The 21500-nt window shown below is 39.7% G+C and carries 18 protein-coding genes; 12 read left to right on the top strand and 6 right to left on the bottom strand.

Annotated features, from left to right (window positions below):
* Nucleotides 1-342: 342 nt before the first annotated feature.
* Entirely contained in the window at nucleotides 343-1722 is a 1380-nt protein-coding gene (gene cysS / locus L5B90_RS09575; RefSeq protein ID WP_265762774.1) for a cysteine--tRNA ligase, read from the bottom strand.
* Nucleotides 1723-1834: 112 nt separating this feature from the next.
* Here cysS and L5B90_RS09570 point away from each other — a divergent pair, with 112 nt between their 5' ends.
* The 3 genes from L5B90_RS09570 (at nucleotide 1835) to L5B90_RS09560 (ending at nucleotide 3855) form a co-directional block, all read left to right on the top strand.
* On the top strand, nucleotides 1835-2344 hold the full coding sequence (locus L5B90_RS09570) for a peptidylprolyl isomerase (protein WP_250351644.1): 510 nt from the start codon (nucleotides 1835-1837) through the stop codon (nucleotides 2342-2344).
* Nucleotides 2345-2437: 93 nt separating this feature from the next.
* Entirely contained in the window at nucleotides 2438-3055 is a 618-nt protein-coding gene (locus L5B90_RS09565; protein WP_265755106.1) for an NUDIX hydrolase N-terminal domain-containing protein, read from the top strand.
* 11 nt (nucleotides 3056-3066) lie between these two features.
* Complete coding sequence (locus L5B90_RS09560; RefSeq protein ID WP_265762773.1) at nucleotides 3067-3855, top strand: TatD family hydrolase; 789 nt, start codon at nucleotides 3067-3069, stop codon at nucleotides 3853-3855.
* 191 nt (nucleotides 3856-4046) lie between these two features.
* On the opposite strand, the gene L5B90_RS09555 is transcribed toward L5B90_RS09560, so the two are convergent.
* Entirely contained in the window at nucleotides 4047-4976 is a 930-nt protein-coding gene (locus L5B90_RS09555) for a LysR family transcriptional regulator (RefSeq protein WP_265762772.1), read from the bottom strand.
* Between the two features lie 107 nt (nucleotides 4977-5083).
* Between L5B90_RS09555 and L5B90_RS09550 the strand changes: the two genes are divergently transcribed.
* The 4 genes from L5B90_RS09550 to L5B90_RS09535 all read left to right on the top strand — a co-directional run bounded on the left by L5B90_RS09550 (nucleotide 5084) and on the right by L5B90_RS09535 (nucleotide 7620).
* Nucleotides 5084-5647 carry an NAD(P)H-dependent oxidoreductase gene (locus tag L5B90_RS09550; RefSeq protein WP_265762771.1) on the top strand — a complete coding sequence of 188 codons (564 nt, stop codon included), beginning with the start codon at nucleotides 5084-5086 and terminating at the stop codon, nucleotides 5645-5647.
* A 12-nt stretch (nucleotides 5648-5659) separates the two neighbouring features.
* The gene (locus tag L5B90_RS09545; protein WP_250349491.1) at nucleotides 5660-5947 is read left to right on the top strand and encodes a YciI family protein; all 288 of its coding nucleotides are present in this window, start codon (nucleotides 5660-5662) and stop codon (nucleotides 5945-5947) included.
* Nucleotides 5948-6090: 143 nt separating this feature from the next.
* A complete protein-coding gene (locus tag L5B90_RS09540; RefSeq protein ID WP_250363579.1) occupies nucleotides 6091-6840 on the top strand; it encodes an SDR family oxidoreductase in 750 nt (249 codons plus the stop codon).
* Between the two features lie 72 nt (nucleotides 6841-6912).
* A complete protein-coding gene (locus L5B90_RS09535) occupies nucleotides 6913-7620 on the top strand; it encodes a putative quinol monooxygenase (RefSeq protein WP_265762770.1) in 708 nt (235 codons plus the stop codon).
* Nucleotides 7621-7669: 49 nt separating this feature from the next.
* On the opposite strand, the gene nrdG is transcribed toward L5B90_RS09535, so the two are convergent.
* From nrdG to gapA, 4 genes are all read right to left on the bottom strand, one after another.
* On the bottom strand, nucleotides 7670-8140 hold the full coding sequence (gene nrdG, locus L5B90_RS09530) for an anaerobic ribonucleoside-triphosphate reductase-activating protein (RefSeq protein ID WP_265762768.1): 471 nt from the start codon (nucleotides 8138-8140) through the stop codon (nucleotides 7670-7672).
* A gap of 1107 nt (nucleotides 8141-9247) precedes the next feature.
* Nucleotides 9248-11374, bottom strand: coding sequence for an anaerobic ribonucleoside-triphosphate reductase (gene nrdD, locus L5B90_RS09525; protein WP_265762767.1), 2127 nt, complete (start codon nucleotides 11372-11374; stop codon nucleotides 9248-9250).
* A gap of 303 nt (nucleotides 11375-11677) precedes the next feature.
* Nucleotides 11678-13474, bottom strand: coding sequence for an AMP-dependent synthetase/ligase (locus L5B90_RS09520; RefSeq protein WP_265762766.1), 1797 nt, complete (start codon nucleotides 13472-13474; stop codon nucleotides 11678-11680).
* Between the two features lie 296 nt (nucleotides 13475-13770).
* The gene (gene gapA, locus L5B90_RS09515; protein WP_250349497.1) at nucleotides 13771-14775 is read right to left on the bottom strand and encodes a glyceraldehyde-3-phosphate dehydrogenase; all 1005 of its coding nucleotides are present in this window, start codon (nucleotides 14773-14775) and stop codon (nucleotides 13771-13773) included.
* 416 nt (nucleotides 14776-15191) lie between these two features.
* On the opposite strand from gapA, the gene gmk reads away from it, so the two are divergent.
* The 5 genes from gmk to murI all read left to right on the top strand — a co-directional run bounded on the left by gmk (nucleotide 15192) and on the right by murI (nucleotide 21306).
* Entirely contained in the window at nucleotides 15192-15818 is a 627-nt protein-coding gene (gmk, locus tag L5B90_RS09510; protein WP_250363573.1) for a guanylate kinase, read from the top strand.
* Nucleotides 15819-15884: 66 nt separating this feature from the next.
* Nucleotides 15885-16151 carry a DNA-directed RNA polymerase subunit omega gene (gene rpoZ / locus L5B90_RS09505; RefSeq protein ID WP_250349499.1) on the top strand — a complete coding sequence of 89 codons (267 nt, stop codon included), beginning with the start codon at nucleotides 15885-15887 and terminating at the stop codon, nucleotides 16149-16151.
* 75 nt (nucleotides 16152-16226) lie between these two features.
* Entirely contained in the window at nucleotides 16227-18350 is a 2124-nt protein-coding gene (gene spoT, locus L5B90_RS09500; RefSeq protein WP_250349500.1) for a bifunctional GTP diphosphokinase/guanosine-3',5'-bis pyrophosphate 3'-pyrophosphohydrolase, read from the top strand.
* The gene (gene recG / locus L5B90_RS09495; protein WP_265762765.1) at nucleotides 18350-20431 is read left to right on the top strand and encodes an ATP-dependent DNA helicase RecG; all 2082 of its coding nucleotides are present in this window, start codon (nucleotides 18350-18352) and stop codon (nucleotides 20429-20431) included. The genes spoT and recG overlap by 1 nt, the downstream gene beginning before the upstream one ends.
* Before the next feature lie 68 nt (nucleotides 20432-20499).
* Nucleotides 20500-21306, top strand: a complete 807-nt coding sequence (gene murI, locus L5B90_RS09490) for a glutamate racemase (RefSeq protein WP_265762764.1) — start codon at nucleotides 20500-20502, stop codon at nucleotides 21304-21306.
* Nucleotides 21307-21500 lie beyond the last annotated feature (194 nt).

Genomic DNA, 21500 nt, shown 5'->3' with positions numbered 1-21500 from the left:
AGCTAATTTATCTGGTTATAAAAAATGGTATGTTATTTATCTATTGTATGGGGCGAAAGAACCTAAGCTGTGGGAAAATGCTATTAATAACTAAAATTCAACATATAGGAAGGTAAGCTATGATAAGCAAATTGAATGATGATAAAAATCGACCATACAATAAATGGAACTATAAATAGTATATAGTTTTTAAACAAAAACGATTTGTAGCCTTTTAGGCAAAGGTGAGTGAATAAGGATAAGCTGAGAAAAATTATTCACTTGCCTCTGTTGAGGACATAAAAATTTAGAGATAAAGTCTAAAAATCCGCACGTTTTACGTGCGGATGTGATTATCAAGGTTTATTGCTTACGCCACGTTGTGCCATTTGCACCGTCTTCTAATACAATGCCCATTGCATTGAGTTGATCGCGGGCTTCATCAGCGGCAGCCCAGTTTTTAGTTGCTCGGGCTTCGTTGCGTTGTTTAATTAAGGCTTCGATTTTGGCGACTTCGTCATCGTCAGCGCCAGCTTGTAAGAAACGTTCAGGGGCTTGCTGTAATAAGCCTAAAATATCGCCTAACTCACGCAAACGGGCGGCAAGTTGAGAGGCTTTGATTTTATCTTCCCCTTTCAATTTATTGATTTCACGCGCCATTTCAAAGAGTACAGAAAGGGCATTTGGTGTATTGAAATCATCATCCATCGCTTCTTTAAATTGTACGACAAATGCTTCGCCACCTTGCGGGGCAACATTCGGATCGGTATCACGTAATGCCGTGTATAAACGCTCTAATGCGCCTTGTGCAAGGTTAAGATTTTCTTCACTGTAATTGAGCTGGCTACGATAATGGGCAGTGAGTAAGAAATAACGTACCACTTCGCCGTGATAATGATTTAATACATCGCGAATGGTGAAGAAGTTGCCGAGGGATTTCGACATCTTTTCCTTATCCACCATAATCATTCCTGAGTGAATCCAGTAATTGACGTATTCGCCATCGTGCGCACAGCAAGATTGCGCAATTTCATTTTCGTGGTGTGGGAACATTAAATCTGAGCCACCACCGTGAATATCAAAATGATCCCCAAGTTGTTTACTATTCATTGCTGAGCATTCAATATGCCAACCCGGGCGACCTTTTCCCCACGGAGAATCCCAACTTGGTTCATTGGGTTTAGACATTTTCCATAACACAAAATCCATTGGGTTTTTCTTGATTTCAGAAATTTCAATCCTTGCTCCGGCTTGTAATTGAGTGAGATCTTGGCGAGAAAGTTTGCCATATTGTGGGAAACTTTCTATATCGAACATCACATCGCCATTTTCTGCTACATAAGCGTGACCACGTTGAATTAATTTTTCAACAATATCAATAATTTCAGGAATATGATGGGTGGCTCTTGGTTCAATATTTGGGCGTAAAATGTTGAGCGCATCAAAATCACGATACATTTCAGCGACCATTCGATCCACTAATTGCTCACAGGTTTCTTTATTTTCTAATGCGCGTTTAATGATTTTGTCGTCCACATCGGTAATGTTGCGTACATAAGTGAGATCGTAACCCAAATAGCGTAAATAACGCGCAATCACATCAAAACAAACAAAAGTGCGTCCGTGTCCGATATGGCATAAATCATAAACGGTAACACCGCACACATACATTCCCACTTTATTGGCTTCAATGGGAGTAAAAATTTCTTTCTCTCGGCTTAATGTATTGAAAATTTTTAGCATTTGTTTGTTTCTCTTGAAATGATGAATTAGACAAAATAAATGAGCTGGAATTATACCGCACTTTTATGAAATAATAACCGCCTTTATCAGTTAGAGGAATATAACGATGACAATGGTTACTTTACACACCAATTTGGGTGACATCAAACTTACTTTAAATAGCGAAAAAGCGCCACTTACCAGCGAAAATTTTTTAACCTATTGTAAAAATGGGTTTTATGATAACACAATTTTCCACCGTGTTATTAACGGCTTTATGATCCAAGGTGGTGGAATGGAAGCGGGAATGAAGGAAAAAAATACCAATGCGCCTATCAAAAACGAAGCCAATAACGGTTTAAGCAATAAACGTGGGACTATCGCAATGGCTCGCACTTCTGATCCGCATTCTGCAACAGCACAGTTTTTTATTAATGTAGCAGATAATACGTTCTTGGATTACCGTTCTAAACAAATGTTTGGCAAAGAAGTGGTACAAGATTGGGGCTATGCCGTATTTGGTGAAGTCGTGGACGGTATGGATGTCGTAGATAAAATCAAAGGTGTAAAAACCGGCAATAAAGGCTTCCACCAAGATGTTCCTGTGGACGATATTGTCATTCAGTCTGTTACAGTTGAATAAGATTGACGAAATAAAAGGAGGCTTGCCTCCTTTTAAAATAACTAAAATTTTTACCGCACTTGATTTTTACTATCTTCTCTAAGGAAGCGTACGATGCAAAATGAAAAATGGCTGCAATGGATAATCGAATTGCAAGGCTTGGCGCAAGCTGGCTTATTTTATTCTGAAAACAAATTTGATTTAGAACGCTTTCAACGGATTAGAGAAATTAGCGCTGAAATGTTGCAAGCCCAATCTAATTTACCTTTAGCGCGTGTTACCCAGTTATTTTGCAATGAAAATGGTTATCAAACGCCAAAAATTGATACTAGAGCGGCAATTTTTCAAGATAACCAAATTCTATTGGTACAAGAAGAAAATGGCTTGTGGGCGCTCCCCGGCGGTTGGTGTGATGTGGTTGCCACCGTCAAAGAAAATGTGTTGAAAGAAGTAAAGGAAGAAGCAGGGCTAGATGCCATAGCTGAGTTTGTTATTGCCTTGCAAGATCATACTAAAAATAACCCTCCTGCGTTGGCGCATAATGTATGTAAAGTGTTCATTTATTGCCGTGCCATAGGGGGAGAATTTAAACCAAATAGCGAAACCTTAGCCAGTGGTTATTTTTCCTTACAGAATTTACCACCTTTGGCAACGGGCAAAACAACAGAAGCGCAAATAAAAATGTGTTTTGAAGCACATCACGCCAAACATTGGCAGACTATTTTTGATTAATAGGAATTCTCGTGCCATTTTTTGATACTCACACTCATCTTGATTATTTATTGGCTAGCACTCAACAGCCTTTGGCGGAACTGATTGAAGAAAGCCAACAAGCTGGCGTTGAGAAAATGTTAGTGGTGGCAGTGCAAGCAGAAGATTTTAATAATATTGAAAAACTCACCGCACTTTATCCTAAACAGCTTTATTATGGCTTGGGTTTACATCCATTATATATTGCTCGGCATCGCTTAGCAGATTTAGACCTATTGGCGCAGCGGCTTGCTCAGCGTTCTAACAATCTGACTGCGGTAGCTGAAATTGGCTTAGAAAAAGGCGTGCCTGAGCTATTAACGCCTGCATTATGGCAAAAACAATGCGAATTTTTAGAAGCTCAACTTCATTTAGCGAAAGACAATCAATTACCAGTGAATTTACATTCACGCAAATCTCACGAGGATCTTTATCGTTTTTTAAAAAACGCCCAACTTAGCAGTACGGGCGTGGTACACGGTTTCTCAGGCAGTTATGAACAAGCCAAACGCTTTGTCGATTTAGGCTATAAAATTGGCGTAGGCGGTGTGATTACCTATGCGCGTGCGAACAAAACTCGTGAAACTATTAAACGTCTGCCTTTAGATAGCTTATTGCTTGAAACCGACAGCCCGGATATGCCCGTATTTGGTTTTCAAGGTCAGCCCAATCGCCCAATGCGTATCCGAGAAACCTTCAAGGTATTATGCGAATTAAGATCAGAACGTCCTGAAGCCATTACCGAGCGAATTTGGCAAACTAGTTGTGAGATGTTTGGATAATTTTCTAGCGTTAATTTGCTTGGTAATTAATAACTGATTTTATTCGTTGAGAAACTACTTTATTTTGCGTACCGAAAAGAAAATAAGCAAGGAAAAGGGAACTCTGAAAACCGCTTTTTCTTCATTTCGATAAAATTTTCTTGTCAAAACCGTTTGGATTGGGGAATTTTGAAGTGCGGTGCTTTTTTATATTAAAATTTCCCATATGAAACTGTTTGTTTCACCCTATCTGTCATTTTGTCCACTAAAAACTTAATCACCGCTGCCACGCGTTTTATTTTCTGACTGGCTTGTGGGTAATAGAGATATACAGGTGGGTAGTTTCTCCAGTAACTTTGTAATATAGGAATAAAGTTGTTTTTATCGGGTAATTGTTGATAAATTGGAGTGAATAAGCGGCCAATACCCAAACCTGCACGCATACCATCGGCAATAGCGTCTATGTCGTTACAGATAACTGATATAGGCATTTCCACGCTCACACTTTCGCCATTCTGTTCCAAAATCAGCGGTAAGATTTGTCCAGTGGTGATGAAGCGGTATCCAATCAAACGGTGCTGATGCAAATTATTTCTTTGTGGTTCGCCGTATTTTTTCAGGTAGTCTTTGGAAACATATAATCCTTCTTGAAAGGACGGTAATAATTGCCGTGCCACCATATTTTCATCAATTTTATCACTAAAGCGGATCCCAAAATCATAGCCTGCTTGCACCAAATCTACGGTACCGTCATAGATGGAAATATCTAAACAAATATGTGGATAAAGTTGGTTAAATTCGGCTAAATAAGGCTGAATAATCAGGCGGTAAGCAAAACGAGAAAGGGTAATTTTCACCACTCCAGTAGGTTCGTGTTCTTCGCTGATAAGGGTGTTAAAGTTGTGTTCTAGCTGTGTTATTAATGAACCTGTTTGGCTAAGTAATCGTTGTCCTGCATCTGTTAGGATCACACGGCGAGTATTCCGCCAAAACAGCGGCATATCCATTTTTTGTTCAAGGAGTTTCAAGGCTTGACTAGCAGAAGGGGTCGTTATTCCTAATATACGCGCTGCTGCGCTGATGCTACCAGCACGAGCGATAGCGTGGAAAATACGTAATTGTTGGTAGGTTGAGCTATCCATTATTAGTTTTTACCTAATTCTGTTTTATTTATTATTAGTCTAGTTTAACCAATGAGGCAAGTCTATACTACGCATCAAATTAATTCAGAAAATAATAAGTAATAATAATGAACCCAGTATTAATTATTTCAGGCCACCCTAATTTAGATCATTCCGTGGCGAATCGTGAAATTCTCACCCAGCTAGAAAAAACCTTACCGCAGGCAGAAGTTATGCGTCTAGATTTAGTTTATCCAAATTATCAAATTGATGTGGTAGCGGAACAAAACCGCTTGCTTAATGCTGACACCATTGTATTGCAGTTTCCTTTTTATTGGTATAGCTATCCAGCGCTGTTGAAAAAATGGGTAGATGATGTATTTGTGTATGGCTTTGCACACGGCAGTACAGGCGGCAAATTAGCTGGTAAAAAGTTGCTCATTTCTTTTACCACGGGAGCCGCAGCGGAACAGTATCAACCTGATGGTGCAATGCATCATAGTATAGAGCAATTTTTACCCGCATTTAAACAGCTAGCGAACCTTTGTCAAATGCAGTGGTTACCGCCTGTATATTCTAATGGAATGATGACGATTCCTAATGTCAGCACTGCGGAACAGCTTGCATTGGTGCGTGAAAAAGCCTTTGCTCACGCAGCGCGTTTATCCAAAATTATTCAAGCCCAGAATTAAGGAAAGTGCGGTATGTTTTTAGTACAAATTTCATTAGATCCCACAAATAATGTGGTGAATGCTTTGTTAGAGGCGCATCGAGTTTGGCTGAAAAAGTATGCAGAGACTGGCGTGTTTCTTTTATTTGGGCCATATGCTGATCACAAAGGGGGAGTCATTCTTGCCCAAGTAGAAAATAAAACCGCTTTGCAGAAGATTTTGGCAGAAGATGTGTTTTTTCATAAAAAGTTAGCGGATTATCAGGTTCGCGAGTTTACTGCCAAATTTATCGCAAATGCTTTAATTGAAATGGTGAATTAAGCGGAATAGTGGAAAATCCAGTTTTTTAGAGGGTAGCATAAAATGCTTATATTGTTTGAAAATAAAAGAGATAAAAATCTCATAAAATTTGACCGCACTTAATATGAGGTCAATGTATTTTGTTACTAAAATAGGAGCAAAAAATGCACAATATTCAAGATAAAGTCGTTATCATCACGGGGGCATCATCAGGCATTGGTGAAGCCACAGCCTATAAATTGGCAGAAGCCGGTGCAAAAATCGTTTTGGGCGCTCGTCGTGAAGACAAACTTAAAGCCATTGTTGATAAAATTGCAGAAAATGGCGGTGAGGCAGTCTATCGAGTGATTGATGTAGTCAAACCTGAAAGCAATCAATCTCTTGTGCAACTTGCCAAAGACCGTTTTGGCAAAGTCGATGCCATTTTTTTAAATGCGGGTTTAATGCCCAATTCGCCGCTTTCGGCTTTAGAAACAGACAATTGGAATACTATGGTGGACGTGAATATAAAAGGTGTGTTGAATGGTATTGCCGCCGTGTTGCCCACTTTTGAAGCACAAAAATCAGGGCAAGTCATCACTACCTCCTCTGTGGCAGGGTTGAAAATTTACCCAGGCGCCGCAGTGTATTGTGGCACTAAATGGGCGGTGAAAGCCATTATGGAAGCCCTTAGAATGGAATCAGCGCAAGCTGGTACTCATATCCGCACCACTACCATTTATCCCGCCGCTGTGCAGTCGGAATTGGTGGCAGGCATCACTAATGAACAGGTTTCCAAAGGCTATCGTGAGCTGTATGACACTTATGAAATTCCCGCTGAACGTGTAGCAAATGCCGTGTTATTTGCCTTGAGCCAGCCTGAAGATACCGCAATCAGTGAAATTACTATTGGTCCAAGCACGCAGCCTTGGTAATTGGATTTTATAAATAAAATGAAAGACGGCGGAAAACGTGGATTTTTCGCCGTCTTTTTTAAGGAATAAGAAATGGAAAAATTAATCATTGTACTGACCCTTTTTACAAGCTTAAATGTTGAGGCTGTTCCGATTATGAACTTCTTTGAGCTTGGTATCGTCAAGGGGCAAAACTCCGCTTATGATCAAGTGGCACGGCATAATATCGAAACTTCCATCAAAAATGAAAAAGGCACTTTAGCGATGATTGCCCTACAATCCAAAGATAATCCGCAAATAGGCTATATGCTAGAGTTATATGCTGATGAAACTGCCTATCAAATACATAAAAATTCGCCACAATACCATTATTTTTTAGCGCAATCGCCAAAAATTCTGACCGACCATAAAAAATTTACACCATTAACCTTGCAGTTTTGGGCTGATGAAGCCTTTATACCTAGCAAAGCAATGCAAACAAACTTGGTGAAAGTTCGTGTTAAACCCGAGTATCAAGTTGAGTTTGCCCAAATCGTGAAAAATGAAATGCAAATTGCAATAGAAAAAGAAGAGGAGAGTTGGCTAATTGCAGCAGGAACAGAGAGAAATTTCCCAAATCAATGGCTGTTTTTTGAAATTTATGCTGATGCCAAAGCCTATGAACAGCACCGCAAAACAGCGCACTTTCAAGAATATTTAGCGGAGACTGCGAAGATGATAGAGAAGAAAGAGGGACTGCCTGTTCGTATCAATCAATTAGGGAAGCAAGGGAACAGCTTGATATTAAAGAGCATAGAGTAGTTTAGCTAAATGTATAAATAGCAACTATTTATTACACTTACTCATTATTTCACTTCAGTTTAAAGCGATGAATTACCTGATTAGCCGATCCTCGCCATATTAAAGAGGGATTGGCTTGTTCTTGAATAAATTTACCATCAATCAGTACGTCAATATAAGGTAACATTTCGCGTTGTAATTCATTGAGTTCCGCAAGTTGATAGCCTGTCCAAAGCCAGATATCTTTGTCAGGGCATTCTGTTTTGATGCGTTTGACTAAGGCGAGTAAAGTTGGCACGTTGCGTGGGTGGAGGGGATCTCCGCCTGATAAACTGAGTCCTTGCCGTTTAATACGTTGATCTTGAAGATCGTGGATAATTTGATCTTCCATTGCTTTATCAAATCGAACACCAGCACTAAATGACCAGCTTTTTTGGTTATAGCAACCTTTGCAAGCGTGTTCGCAACCACTGACAAAGAGTGTGCAACGTGTGCCTTCACCGTTTACGATATCAACGGGGTAATATTGGAGATAGTTCATTTTATTTTATTTTATTTTATTGTTTATCTTGAATAATTAATTTTTTCTTTGTGATTAATAACGGATTTCGCCGTTGGCGACTTCCTTTCTTTTGCTTACCCAAAAGAAAGGAAGCAAAGAAAAGGGAACCCCGATCAAACCGCTTTTTCCTCATTCCAATAAAATTTTCTTAACAAAAAATCAGCCTGATGTTCGCTTCGCTCTCGCTCGGCGTGATTTTTCTAAAAATTTTATCTTCATTCGGGCAGTTTGGACGGGGAAATTCAGTTAGGGCGAATTTTAAAGTGCGGTGAGAATCTTTGAGTTTTACAAAGAGTAAAGAAAATTCTCGATCTCAGTCACAGAGCGACTGTGTTACCTAACCGCCTACGGCTCGTAGGTGGTGAAGTAGCTTCCTGAACAAATCTCCCCACCCCTCTTTACTAAAGAGGAGCTTGAATGTTCCCGCTTTACAAAATCTGGGGTTGAATACAGTATCTCCCCGTTTATTTCAGAAGGGCTTCAAAATCCTTCTCTATGATCTGGAGAAGATAATGAATTAATCTCCCGTGTAAATTGCCTTCATTTTTAACAAATTTTTAGAAAAGTAATGCCTGAACGCAGCGTAGCGAGTATGGGCTTACTTTTCGTTAAGAAAATTTGTTAAAAATGAAGAACAGCAATTTAGTCGGGTGCTTTTTTCTTTGCCTACTTTCTTTTGAGCAAGCAAAAGAAAGTAGGTCGCCCAACGGCGAAATCCGTTATCAATCCCAAAGAAAAAAGCAAGTAATAAAGTGCGGGCATTTTCCACAGAATTTTAAAAAATCCAAAAATTTCTATCGCACTTTAAAGTTCATCTTAACCGCATTCCCCGTCCAAACCGCCCGAATGGAGATAAAATTTTTAGAAAAATCACGCCGAGCGAGAGCGAAGCGAACATCAGGCTGATTTTTCGTTAAGAAAATTTTATTGGAATGAGGAAAAAGCGGTTTGATCGGGGTTCCCTTTTCTTTGCTTCCTTTCTTTTGGGTAAGCAAAAGAAAGGAAGTTGCCAACGGCGAAATCCGTTATCAATCATAAAGAAAAAAGCAATTTAACCTTAAACAAAATTCTCACTCCATTCTCCAATTATAAATGTTTCACTCTTCTTTTCACCTCTTCTTGTTTACCTGCATTAAACGGGCGTGCATCGGGGCTACCGAGATAACCACAAACACGGCGAGTAACAGAGACTTTTTCACTGTCGTGATTACCACATTTAGGGCAAGTAAAGCCTTTGCTGGTGCAATGGAATTCGCCCGTGAAACCGCATTCATAGCATTCATCGATGGGCGTGTTTGTCCCGTAATAAGGCACGCGGTCGTAGCTATAATCCCAAACATCTTCTAAGGCTTTGAGATTGTGTTGAATATTTGGGTATTCGCCATAACAAATAAAGCCTCCACTTGCTAATGGGGGATAAGGCATTTCAAAGTCGAGTTTATCGTAGGGATTGACCTTTTTCTCTACGTCAAGATGATAGCTGTTGGTGTAGTATCCCTTATCCGTTACCCCTTGAATGATGCCAAATTGCTTGGTATCTAGGCGGCAGAAGCGATCACATAAATTTTCACTTGGTGTGGAATAAAGGCTAAAGGCATAGCCTGTGTCTTGTTGCCATTGTTTTGTTGCATTGCTTAAATATTCTACAATAGCAATGCCTTTTTGACGTAGATATTCATCATCATAAATATGACCCCTTTGATAAAGGGCGTTAATAGTTTCGTGGATACCAATATAACCTAGGGAAATGGAAGCGCGTCCTTGCTTAAAGATAGTGGCGACATTATCATTCGCATTTAAGCGAACCCCACAAGCTCCTTCCATATAGAGAATAGGGGCAACCCGTGCTTTGGTGTTTTCGAGACGTGCAATACGTGTCATCAAGGCTTTTTTCGCAATAGCAAGGCGTTCATCAAGTAATGCGTAAAAACGTTGTTCATCACCTTGAGCCTCGAGTGCAATACGCGGTAAATTCAGACTAACCACACCGAGATTATTACGCCCATCGTGAATAAGCTCACCATTCTCTTCATAAGCGCCTAAGAAACTGCGACAGCCCATTGGCGCTTTAAATGATCCCGTTACCTTAACCACTTGATCATAGTTAAGAATATCAGGATACATCCGTTTGGAAGCACATTCTAAAGCCAGTTGTTTAATATCATAATTGGGATCGCAGTGTTGCTGATTTATTCCTTTTTTAATCGTGAAAACCAATTTAGGAAAGACGGGGGTTTTGTGATTTTTTCCTAAGCCACGAATACGATTACGCAAAATGGCTTGTTGAATTAAACGGGCTTGCCAACTTGTTCCTAAACCGAAACCAAAGGTAACAAAGGGGGTCTGTCCGTTGGAGGTATGTAGGGTATTGACTTCATATTCCAATGATTGAAAGGCATCAAAACATTCTTTTTCAATCAAGGTGTTCGCATAATTTTCTGGTTCAGGGACATTCCATTGTTGGGCGGTTTTTAAATGCTTTTCATAGCTCAGCTGAACATAAGGGGAAAGTACTTCATCAATACGATTAATTGTGGTTCCGCCATAAATATGGCTCGCCACTTGTGCAATAATTTGGGCGGTTACTGCGGTAGCGGTGCCAATTGATTTAGGTGGTTCAATCTCCGCATTGCCCATTTTAAAACCGTGCGTGAGCATTCCTTTGAGATCTACCAACATACAATTAAACATTGGAAAGAATGGGGCATAATCTAAATCGTGGTAGTGAATTTCGCCTTTTTCGTGCGCTTCTACGACATCACGAGGTAGAATATAACGCTTTGCATAATGCTTCGCCACAATACCGGCAAGTAAATCCCGTTGCGTAGGAATGACTTTAGCATCTTTGTTCGCGTTTTCATTGAGTAATTCCACATTACTTTGTTCAATCAGCCCTTCAATATCTTGGGTGAGCTGACTACGTTTTTCGCGCGCTAAATCTCGATCGTGGCGATATTCAATATAAGCCCGTGCGACTTGCGGATAAGCACTTGTCATTAATTGATTTTCAACCAATTGCTGGATTTCGTTAATATCAATGTCTTGCTGATATTGTGCAAAAATGTCATTGGCAATCTGTTGTCCCATTGTGTGGCAATAATCCTCATTATGAATGCCAACGGCTAAGGCTGCTTTACGAATTGCATTGATGATGCGTTGAATATCAAATTGCGCGCGTGAACCATCGCGTTTGATGACAAAAAACGAACTCATTGTATAACCCCTATATATTGTGTTTTTGTGTTTTGAAAAGCACTATATATAGATTTTTACCAAATTCAACTGATAAAAAATAAGGTTTTTTAGCTTGTTTTTTGAGTGAAATGACGTGGAGAAGTTGATTTTACTAGGCAATTTTCATCTTTATTTATGAGAATTATTCTCAATAAATTGTCAATTTTATTGATATAGATCAAAGTTTATAAAAATAAAGTGCGGTGAAAAATTTGCGAGTTTTTGCTGTTGTGAAGAGAAATGAAAAATGGAAAATGCGGTGAAAAATCACCGCACTTAGTTTTATTGATACATTGCTTCAATTTGCGCTTTGTAACGTTCCAAAATTACTTTTCGACGTAGTTTCAATGTGGGGGTAATTTCATTCATTGCGGTAGTAAACGCTTCTGGTAGCAAGGTGAATTTTTTTATTTGTTCAAAGCTTGCTAACTCTTTTTGCAATTCATTTAAACGTTTTTCAAAAAGCTGAATAATTTCAGAATGTTTGAGCAACTCCATTCGATCTTGATATTTAATATTGAGTTTTTTCGCATATTCTTCTAAAGATGCAAAACAAGGCACAATCAAGGCGGAAACATATTTTTTCGCATCGGCAATCACGGCAATTTGTTCAATAAATTTATCTTTTCCAATTTTTCCTTCAATATGTTGAGGGGCAATATATTTACCGTTTGAGGTTTTCATCAGCTCTTTAATGCGATCCGTGATGTAGAGATGTCCTTGCTCATCTAATTTACCAGCATCACCAGTTTTCAAAAAACCGTCAGCGGTAAAGGCGGCAGCAGTTTCCGCTGGTTTTTTGTAATAACCACGCATAACCATCTCGCCACGCACTAGGATTTCATCATTTTCGCCAATTTTAACCTCGGCGCCGGGCATTAACTTGCCGATAGAATTTGGCTCAAAATGATCATCTTCCCAGCAAGAAACGGTAGCGGTGGTTTCTGTCATACCATAGCCCAGCTTAATGTTAATGCCAATGCTGTGGAAAAATAGCCCAATAGTGGGATCTAATTTTGCACCGCCACAGGGCATCATACGAATACGTCCTCCGAGCAAGTGGCGTAATTTGCTCAACACTAATTTATCCGCTAAGAAAAATTGCTGTTTAAGCCAAAATGGAATAGGCAGTTTTTGGCTTTTGCGATCAAAATAACGATGCCCCACGTTCATCGCCCAGTTAAATAGCGCACGGCGAAGTTTGGGTGCTTGTTGCACTTTATCGTGAATAGCGGTGTAAATTTTTTCGTAAAAACGTGGCACCGCACACATTAATGTTGGGCGGATAGCACTTAACGCAGGGCGTACTTGATCGGTGTTTTCAATATAGCAATTCACTGCACCACGATGTAGCACATAGGCGACCCAAGCACGTTCAAAAATGTGTGAGAAAGGCAGAAAAGAAAGGGAAATATCCTGTTCTGTAATGGGCTTTAGTGCTTGATCGTGCGCTTTAAGTTGATGGGCAAGGTTAGCATAATCTAACATCACGCCTTTTGGTTCACCTGTTGTGCCAGAAGTATAAATAAGGGTAAATAAATCATTCAGTTGTTTATTATCGAGACGTTGTTGTAATGCTGTGGGATTGGTTTGCGATCCTGTTGCAATAAAGTTCGCCCAACTGCAAGCCAGTGGATGATTGTGCAGTTGAATGCTGTCTTTCATCGCCACAATATGCTGTAACTGTGGACAATCCGCAGCAATGTGTAATGCTTGTTCATACTGTTCTTGATCGCCAACGAAGAGAATTTTTATATCGGCATCATTAATAATAAACGCGGCCTGCTGTGCGGTATTGGTTGCGTAGATTGGTACGGTAATGGCACGAAGTTGTAATGCCGCGATATCGGCAATTGTCCAGCGTGGCATATTATGGGAAAAAATGCCAATTTTGTCTTGTACATCAATATGATGGGCGAGTAGTGCAAGAGAAAGTTCGTTTACTTGTTGTTGAAAGCTAGCCCAAGAAATATCGTGCCATTGTTGATTTTCAAAATAACGAAGTGCGGTGTTATTTTTTAATGTTTTTGCTTGCTGTTGAAAACGGCTCACAAAATGAAAATCAAGGGTATTTGTCATTCTTCTTTATCCTATTTACCTAATGATTATTTTTTAGCGTACAGTTGTAGGCTAAATATAATCGTTAATCCAATAAAAAGCGAGAAAAATCCGCTGAAAAATGCGGATAATCAGTGATTTTGTGAGCGATGTAACAGTTTTAACGAGCGAACAGTTGTTCATTTTTATGCTATGAAGAAAAGAAATGTTTTTCCAGAGAAAGGCAAATAGAGAGAAGCAAGAATAAATCAGCGAGAAAAATTTGGTGAAAAAAAACCGCACTTTAAAAGTGCGGCTTAATTTTAAATGATTTTTAATTAGCCTTTGTAGTTGTGAATATGAGCTACTAAGTCTAATACTTTGTTTGAATAACCTGTTTCGTTATCGTACCAAGATACTAATTTAACGAAAGTATCAGTTAATGCGATACCTGCTTCTGCATCAAATACAGAAGTTAATGCACAACCGTTGAAGTCTGTTGATACTACTGCATCTTCAGTGTAGCCTAAAACGCCTTTTAATTCGTTTTCAGAAGCACGTTTGATTTCTGCACAGATCTCAGCATAAGTTGCTGGTTTTTCAAGGTTTACAGTTAAATCAACAACAGAAACATTTGGTGTTGGAACACGGAATGCCATACCGGTTAATTTACCGTTTAACTCAGGAATAACTTTACCTACTGCTTTTGCTGCACCTGTTGAAGATGGAATGATGTTTTGAGCCGCACCACGACCACCACGCCAGTCTTTCGCTGAAGGACCATCAACTGTTTTTTGGGTTGCTGTGGTTGCGTGAACAGTGGTCATTAAACCGTCTTTGATTCCCCATTTGTCGTTGATTACTTTCGCTAATGGTGCTAAACAGTTTGTTGTACAAGAGGCGTTTGAAACGATATCTTGACCTGCATAAGTATCAAAGTTTACGCCGTTTACAAACATTGGTGTCGCATCTTTAGATGGACCGGTTAATACAACTTTTTTCGCACCCGCTTCAATGTGTTTACGAGCAGTTTCATCAGTTAAGAAGATACCTGTTGCTTCAACAGCAATATCAACACCAATTTCGTTCCATTTTAAGTTTGCAGGATCGCGCTCAGAGGTAACACGGATAGTTTTACCGTTTACCACTAAATGGCCGTCTTTTACTTCAACAGTGCCATCAAAACGACCGTGAGTTGAATCATATTTTAGCATATATGCCATATATTCAACGTCGATTAAATCGTTGATACCTACTACTTCGATGTCATCACGTTGTTGTGCTGCACGGAATACGATACGACCGATACGGCCAAAACCATTGATACCAATTTTAATTGCCATAAGTTTTTCACCTATAATTTAAGTTAAACAAAAGGGTTACGGTGCATAGAAAGAATTTCTATTTTCCGTTCGCTGCGAATTATAGCACGCTTTTTAGATAGGGTGAAACTAACTCGCAAGAAAACCGTAAAACATTTGTGATCTACATCAAAACTTTGCGGATCAGCCAGTTAGCTTGTTTTTATTTTGTCAATATTAAGTAAAAAAACACCGCACTTTTAGGGATTGTTGATAATTTATTTCGCCGTTGAGCGGGGAGCTATTTTTGTGAGAGCAAGGCGAAAGTGGCGAAGTTGAGTTATGCTAAACGAACCACATTCAACGCAGTTATCACGAAAAATATCCCCAGCCCCTAATGATTTTTTTCTGATTTATCGGCATAATGAGCATAATTTGATGAAAATTGAGGATAAACAATGAGCCAAGGTAACCTTTATATTATTTCTGCCCCAAGTGGTGCGGGAAAATCATCTTTAATCGCCGCATTATTAGCAAAAGAAACAGGGCGTAAAATGATGGTTTCTGTTTCCCATACCACCCGCTCACCACGCCCGGGCGAAGTGGATGGCGTGCATTATCATTTTGTGAGTAAAGCGGAATTTGAGCATTTAATTGAACAAGATTTATTCTTAGAATATGCCAACGTATTTGGCGGAAATTATTATGGCACCTCCTTACCAACGATTGAAAAAAGTTTGGCGCAAGGCATTGATGTTTTTTTAGATATTGATTGGCAAGGGGCGCAACAAATTCGTGCCAAATTACCGAGTGTAAAAAGTATTTTTATTTTGCCTCCTTCTGTGAGTGAATTAGAGCGCCGTTTAATTGGACGTGGACAGGATAGTGCAGAAGTGATTGCCGATCGAATGGCAAAAGCCACCAGTGAAATGTCTCATTATGATGAATATGATTATGTGATTATTAATGATAATTTTGAACAAGCTGTGGCAGATTTACAGCATATTTTACGCGCCGAATGTTTAACCAAAAGCTATCAACAAACGCAAAATATCGCTTTAATTCATCAATTACTGGCAAAATAATTGACATTTTAGTATCATTAGATCCCTTTTATTTATTGAAGAAGTTTAACTGATTGGAGTAAATTTATGGCTCGTGTAACAGTGCAAGATGCGGTAGAACAAATTGGTAACCGTTTTGATTTAATTTTAACCGCAGCACGCCGTGCAAGAGAATTACAATTGCATATTCGCCAACCTTTGGTGCCAGAAGATAATGACAAGCCAACAGTCATTGCATTGCGTGAGATTGAGAAAGGCTTGATCAATAATGAAATTATGAATGCGCACGAGCGTCAAGATGCCTTAGAGCAAGAGGCAACAGAACATCACGCAGTATCTTTATTATCTTCATAAGCGATAAAAGTGCGGTAGTTTTTTGTTTTATTTTTATCCTTCGCAATAAAATTTGAATAAAAAGTTAGGTGTCCTTTGTACTTATTTGAACGTTTAGAGCATATTATTCGCGGCTACTTGCCTGCTGAACAAATTGAATTAGTAAGACGTGCATATATTATCGCAAGAGATGCGCACGAAGGACAGTCTCGCTCTAGCGGTGAGCCGTACATTACACACCCTGTTGCGGTGGCCTCCATTATTGCGGAAATGCGTTTAGATCACGAAGCGGTGATGGCAGCCTTGTTGCATGATGTGATTGAAGACACCCCTTATACCGAGGCGCAGCTTGAAGCCGAATTTGGTACGAGTGTTGCTGAAATTGTAGAAGGTGTTTCTAAATTAGATAAACTCAAATTTCGCACACGCCAAGAGGCGCAAGTAGAGAACTTCCGTAAAATGATCTTGGCAATGACACGAGATATTCGTGTTGTGCTTATTAAATTGGCTGATCGCACCCATAATATGCGCACACTTGGCGCATTACGCCCGGATAAACGGCGTAGGATTGCGAAAGAAACCCTTGAAATTTACGCTCCTCTTGCTCATCGTTTAGGGATAGAACATATTAAAAATGAGCTAGAAGATCTCGGTTTTGAAGCGATGCACCCGCAGCGTTATGCGGTATTACAAAAAGTAATAAAAATTGCGCGTGGTAACCGCAAAGATATGATTGAGCGGATTTCCGATGAAATTAAAGGACGTCTGGGGGATGTGGGTATTGATGCACGCGTCTTTGGGCGAGAAAAACACCTTTATGCCATTTACCAAAAAATGCGCCTCAAAGATCAGCAATTTCATTCCATTATGGATATTTATGCTTTCCGTGCGGTAGTGAAAGATGTCGATACTTGCTACCGTGTGCTAGGACAAATGCACAGCTTATATAAGCCACGTCCCGGTCGAGTGAAAGATTATATTGCTGTGCCGAAAGCAAATGGCTATCAATCCTTGCATACTTCTATGATTGGTCCACACGGCGTGCCGGTGGAAGTGCAGATTCGTACAGAAGAAATGGATCAAATGGCAGAAATGGGGGTGGCAGCGCATTGGGCATATAAACAAGGCGGTAAGAATGATAGCACCACGGCACAAATTCGCGCACAACGTTGGTTACAAAGCCTGATCGAATTGCAACAAAGTGCGGGGAATTCTTTTGAATTTATTGAAAGCGTAAAATCAGAATTTTTCCCGAAAGAAATTTATGTCTTTACCCCGAAAGGGCGCATTGTTGAATTGCCTGTAGGGGCAACAGCAGTTGATTTTGCCTATGCGGTTCATTCTGATATTGGTAATGCGTGTGTCGCAGTAAATGTTGATCGTAAACCTTACCCACTCTCTCAACCGTTACAATCAGGACAAACAATAGAAATTATCACCGCGTTAAATGCGCGTCCTGATGTGGCTTGGCTTAATTTTGTGGTTACCGCAAAAGCACGTTCTAATATTCGTCATGCCTTGAAAAATATGCGTTCAGATACCGCTATTCTATTAGGTAAACGTCAGCTTACTAATGCCTTATTGCCACATAAATTAGAACAGATTTCACCACAACGTATTAATACGTTGCTAAATGAACTTAAACTTAATCGTTTTGAGGATTTATTAGCTGAAATTGGCTTAGGCAATCAGATGAGTGCAGTCATTGCCTATCGTTTACTTGGTGAAAGCATTGAAATTGATACCGATGGCGATCTAAGTAATAATAAAAGCATTTTTGCTATTAATGGTTCAGAAAATTTATTAACAACATTCGCACAATGTTGCCATCCTATTCCGGGCGATCCAATTATGGCTTATGCGAGTCCCGGCAAAGGACTTGTTGTACATCATGAAGCTTGTGCAAATTTGCGTAATCATGAAGAAAATAAAGAGCATTATACGCCCGTCACTTGGGAAAATAGTGAGAATAAAGTCGATTTTGAAACAGAATTACGCATTGAAATGATTAATCAGCAAGGGGCGTTGCCTAATTTGACATCGAATATTTCCGCAATGGACAGTAATATTCATAGCATTTGGACGGAAGAGCAAGACGGCCGTTTATATCAAATTGTCGTATTGCTTACCGCAAAAGATACCCATCATTTAAGCCAAATTATGCGAAAAATCAAGACAACGCCGGGTTTTGTCAGTATTGAACGTAATATTAATCGCTAATGACAACAGATATTCTTGGGGCTGTACCGCTTACTACCCTATCAGGCGTGGGAGCGGCAGTTTCGGCGAAATTAAGCCGAATTGGTATTAATAATCTACAAGATCTTCTCTTTCATTTACCGAGTCGTTATGAAGATCATACACGCATTACCCCCATTATTGATCTTCGTCCTGAGCAATATGCGACGATCAGTGCAACAGTTCAGCTCTGTGAAGTGCAGTTTGGACGTCGCCCAATTCTAATCGTCGTGGTGTCTGATGGCACATCAAAATTAACTTTACGTTTTTTCAATTTTAACGCGGCAATGCGTAACAGTTTTCAGGTGGGAACCCGGGTAAAAGCCTTCGGTGAAATTAAGCGTGGTCGTTTTATGGCAGAAATTCATCACCCTGAATATCAAATTATTCGTGATGATGCTCCTTTAGTTATGGCAGAAACGCTTACCCCCATTTATTCTACTACTGAAGGTTTAAAGCAAAACGCTTTACGAAAACTCACCGATCAAGCGCTGGCGTTATTAGATAAAATCCAGTTGCCAGAAATTCTACCTGATGAATTTAATCCTTATACATACTCTTTGAAAGAGGCGATCCGATTTTTGCATCGTCCACCGCCCGATGTTTCGCTGGAAATGCTCGAAAAGGGACAGCACCCAGCGCAAGTGCGATTAATTTTTGAAGAATTATTAGCTCATAATTTGGCAATGCAAAAAGTGCGGTCAAATATTCAGCAATTTTTTGCTTTGCCCTTGCACTATCAAACGGATCTAAAACAGCAATTTTTACAGCGTTTGCCATTTACCCCAACTAATGCACAACATCGTGTTGTGCAGGATATTGAGCGAGATTTACAAAAGCCTTATCCAATGATGCGATTGGTGCAAGGTGATGTGGGATCAGGGAAAACCTTGGTTGCAGCGTTATCCGCACTCGTCGCAATTGATAACCAAAGGCAAGTGGCATTAATGGCACCGACGGAAATTTTGGCTGAACAGCATTTTGTCAATTTTCAACATTGGCTTGAGCCTTTCGGTATCAAGGTCGGTTGGCTTGCTGGAAAAGTGAAAGGTAAGGCACGCCAAACCGTATTAGAACAGATGAAATCAGGTGAAGTGCAGATGATTGTTGGTACGCACGCCTTATTTCAGCAGGATGTAGAATTTAATGATCTCGCTTTAGTGATTATTGATGAACAGCACCGATTTGGCGTACATCAGCGTTTAATGTTACGGGAAAAAGGTGAAAAATCAGGAAATTATCCACATCAACTGATAATGACAGCAACCCCGATTCCGCGCACCTTAGCGATGACAGTTTATGCTGATTTGGATACCTCTATTATTGATGAATTGCCACCGGGAAGAACGCCCATTACAACGGTTGCGATTTCAGAAGAACGCCGTGCTGAAATTGTTGCACGCGTGTATCAGGCTTGTGTGAATGAAAAACGTCAAGCATATTGGGTTTGTACGCTTATTGATGAAAGTGAAGTCTTAGAGGCGCAAGCCGCAGAAGCAATTTGGCAAGATCTGACAAGCGCTTTACCTAATTTACGTATTGGTTTAGTTCATGGGCGAATGAAGCCGACAGAAAAGCAAGATATTATGGCAAGTTTTAAAGCGGCAGAGCTAGATGTTCTGGTGGCCACAACGGTGATTGAGGTGGGGGTTGATGTACCTAATGCAAGTTTGATGATTATCGAAAATGCTGAACGGCTTGGCTTATCTCAACTCCACCAACTGCGTGGACGTGTAGGGCGGGGAAGTACGGCCTCGTTTTGTGTACTAATGTATAAACCACCATTAGGAAAGGTATCAAAAAAACGTCTACAAGTGTTACGTGAAAGTCAAGACGGTTTTTATATTTCAGAAAAAGATCTTGAAATCCGTGGGCCGGGGGAAGTATTGGGAACAAAACAAACAGGGGTAGCCGAATTTAAAGTGGCAAATTTAATGCGCGATCGCAAAATGATCCCAATGGTTCAGCAGTATGCCGGAGAAATAATTCACAAATATCCACAACTTTCGGACGCCTTGATTCAGCGTTGGCTTGACGAGAAAACCATTTATTCCAATGCGTAAACTTTACCTTGAGATATCCTATACTAAGGTATAAGATCACCTCAACTTGAATTGCTTTTTAATAATACATGACAACCTTATCTAATCCGCCTACCATTTTATTTTTTGATTCTGGCATTGGGGGCTTGAGTGTATATCGTGAAGTTAAAACACTTTTGCCTTATTGCCATTACCTTTATTGTTTAGACAACGCATTTTTTCCTTATTCTGAAAAAGAAGAGCAGGCGATTATTGAACGTTGTGTCTCGATTTGTCAGAAAATTTCGCAACAACATCCGATTGATTTAATTGTGATAGCTTGTAATACCGCAAGCACAGTCGTTTTGCCAGCATTACGAGAAAATTTTTCTTGCCCAGTTGTTGGTACCGTACCGGCTGTAAAACCTGCTGCACAGCAAACAGAAACAGGGATTATCGGATTACTTGCCACTAAAGGTACAGTAAAACGATCTTATGTAGATAAGCTGATTCAAGATTACGCAATGCATTGTACTGTTGAAAAGCTAGGAAGCACGGAATTGGTGAAAATGGCAGAAGAAAAATTACAAGGGAATCCCATTGATCCCATAAAACTTTTATTTGAAGTCAAAGAATGGCAACGGAATTTATCATTAGATACGGTGATTTTAGGTTGTACCCATTTCCCATTCCTAAAAGCAGAACTAAAAGCCTGCTTGCCACAGGTGAAATATTTTTTAGATCCAAGTAAAGCAATTGCTAAACGAGTCAAGGATTTGCTTGGAGAACTAACGCAAAAAACAGTCAAACAGAATTTGGTGTATTGTACAAAAGAAAGTAAAGAACAGCCTTCTTTATTAAAGGTATTTAAACAATTTGGCTTTTCAAGCTTACGCACGCTTATTTTAGATAAATAGCCAATAATTAAGTGCGGTATAAAAATTCACTAAATTTTCACCGCACTTTGCAGAAGAAATCATCATTGTGATTTTAAAATAATCAGCTGTCATCATTTTTGTGTTTTTTTATTATTTTTTACAAAAAAACACTTGCAAAGATTTTCGAGATGTCTATAATACGCCGCACACAACGACGCGACGTTGTAGAAGTT

It is taken from the genome of Avibacterium sp. 20-129 (assembly GCF_026226845.1).
Taxonomy (GTDB): Bacteria; Pseudomonadota; Gammaproteobacteria; order Enterobacterales; family Pasteurellaceae; genus Avibacterium.
This window is presented reverse-complemented; position numbering and strand designations above follow the sequence as displayed.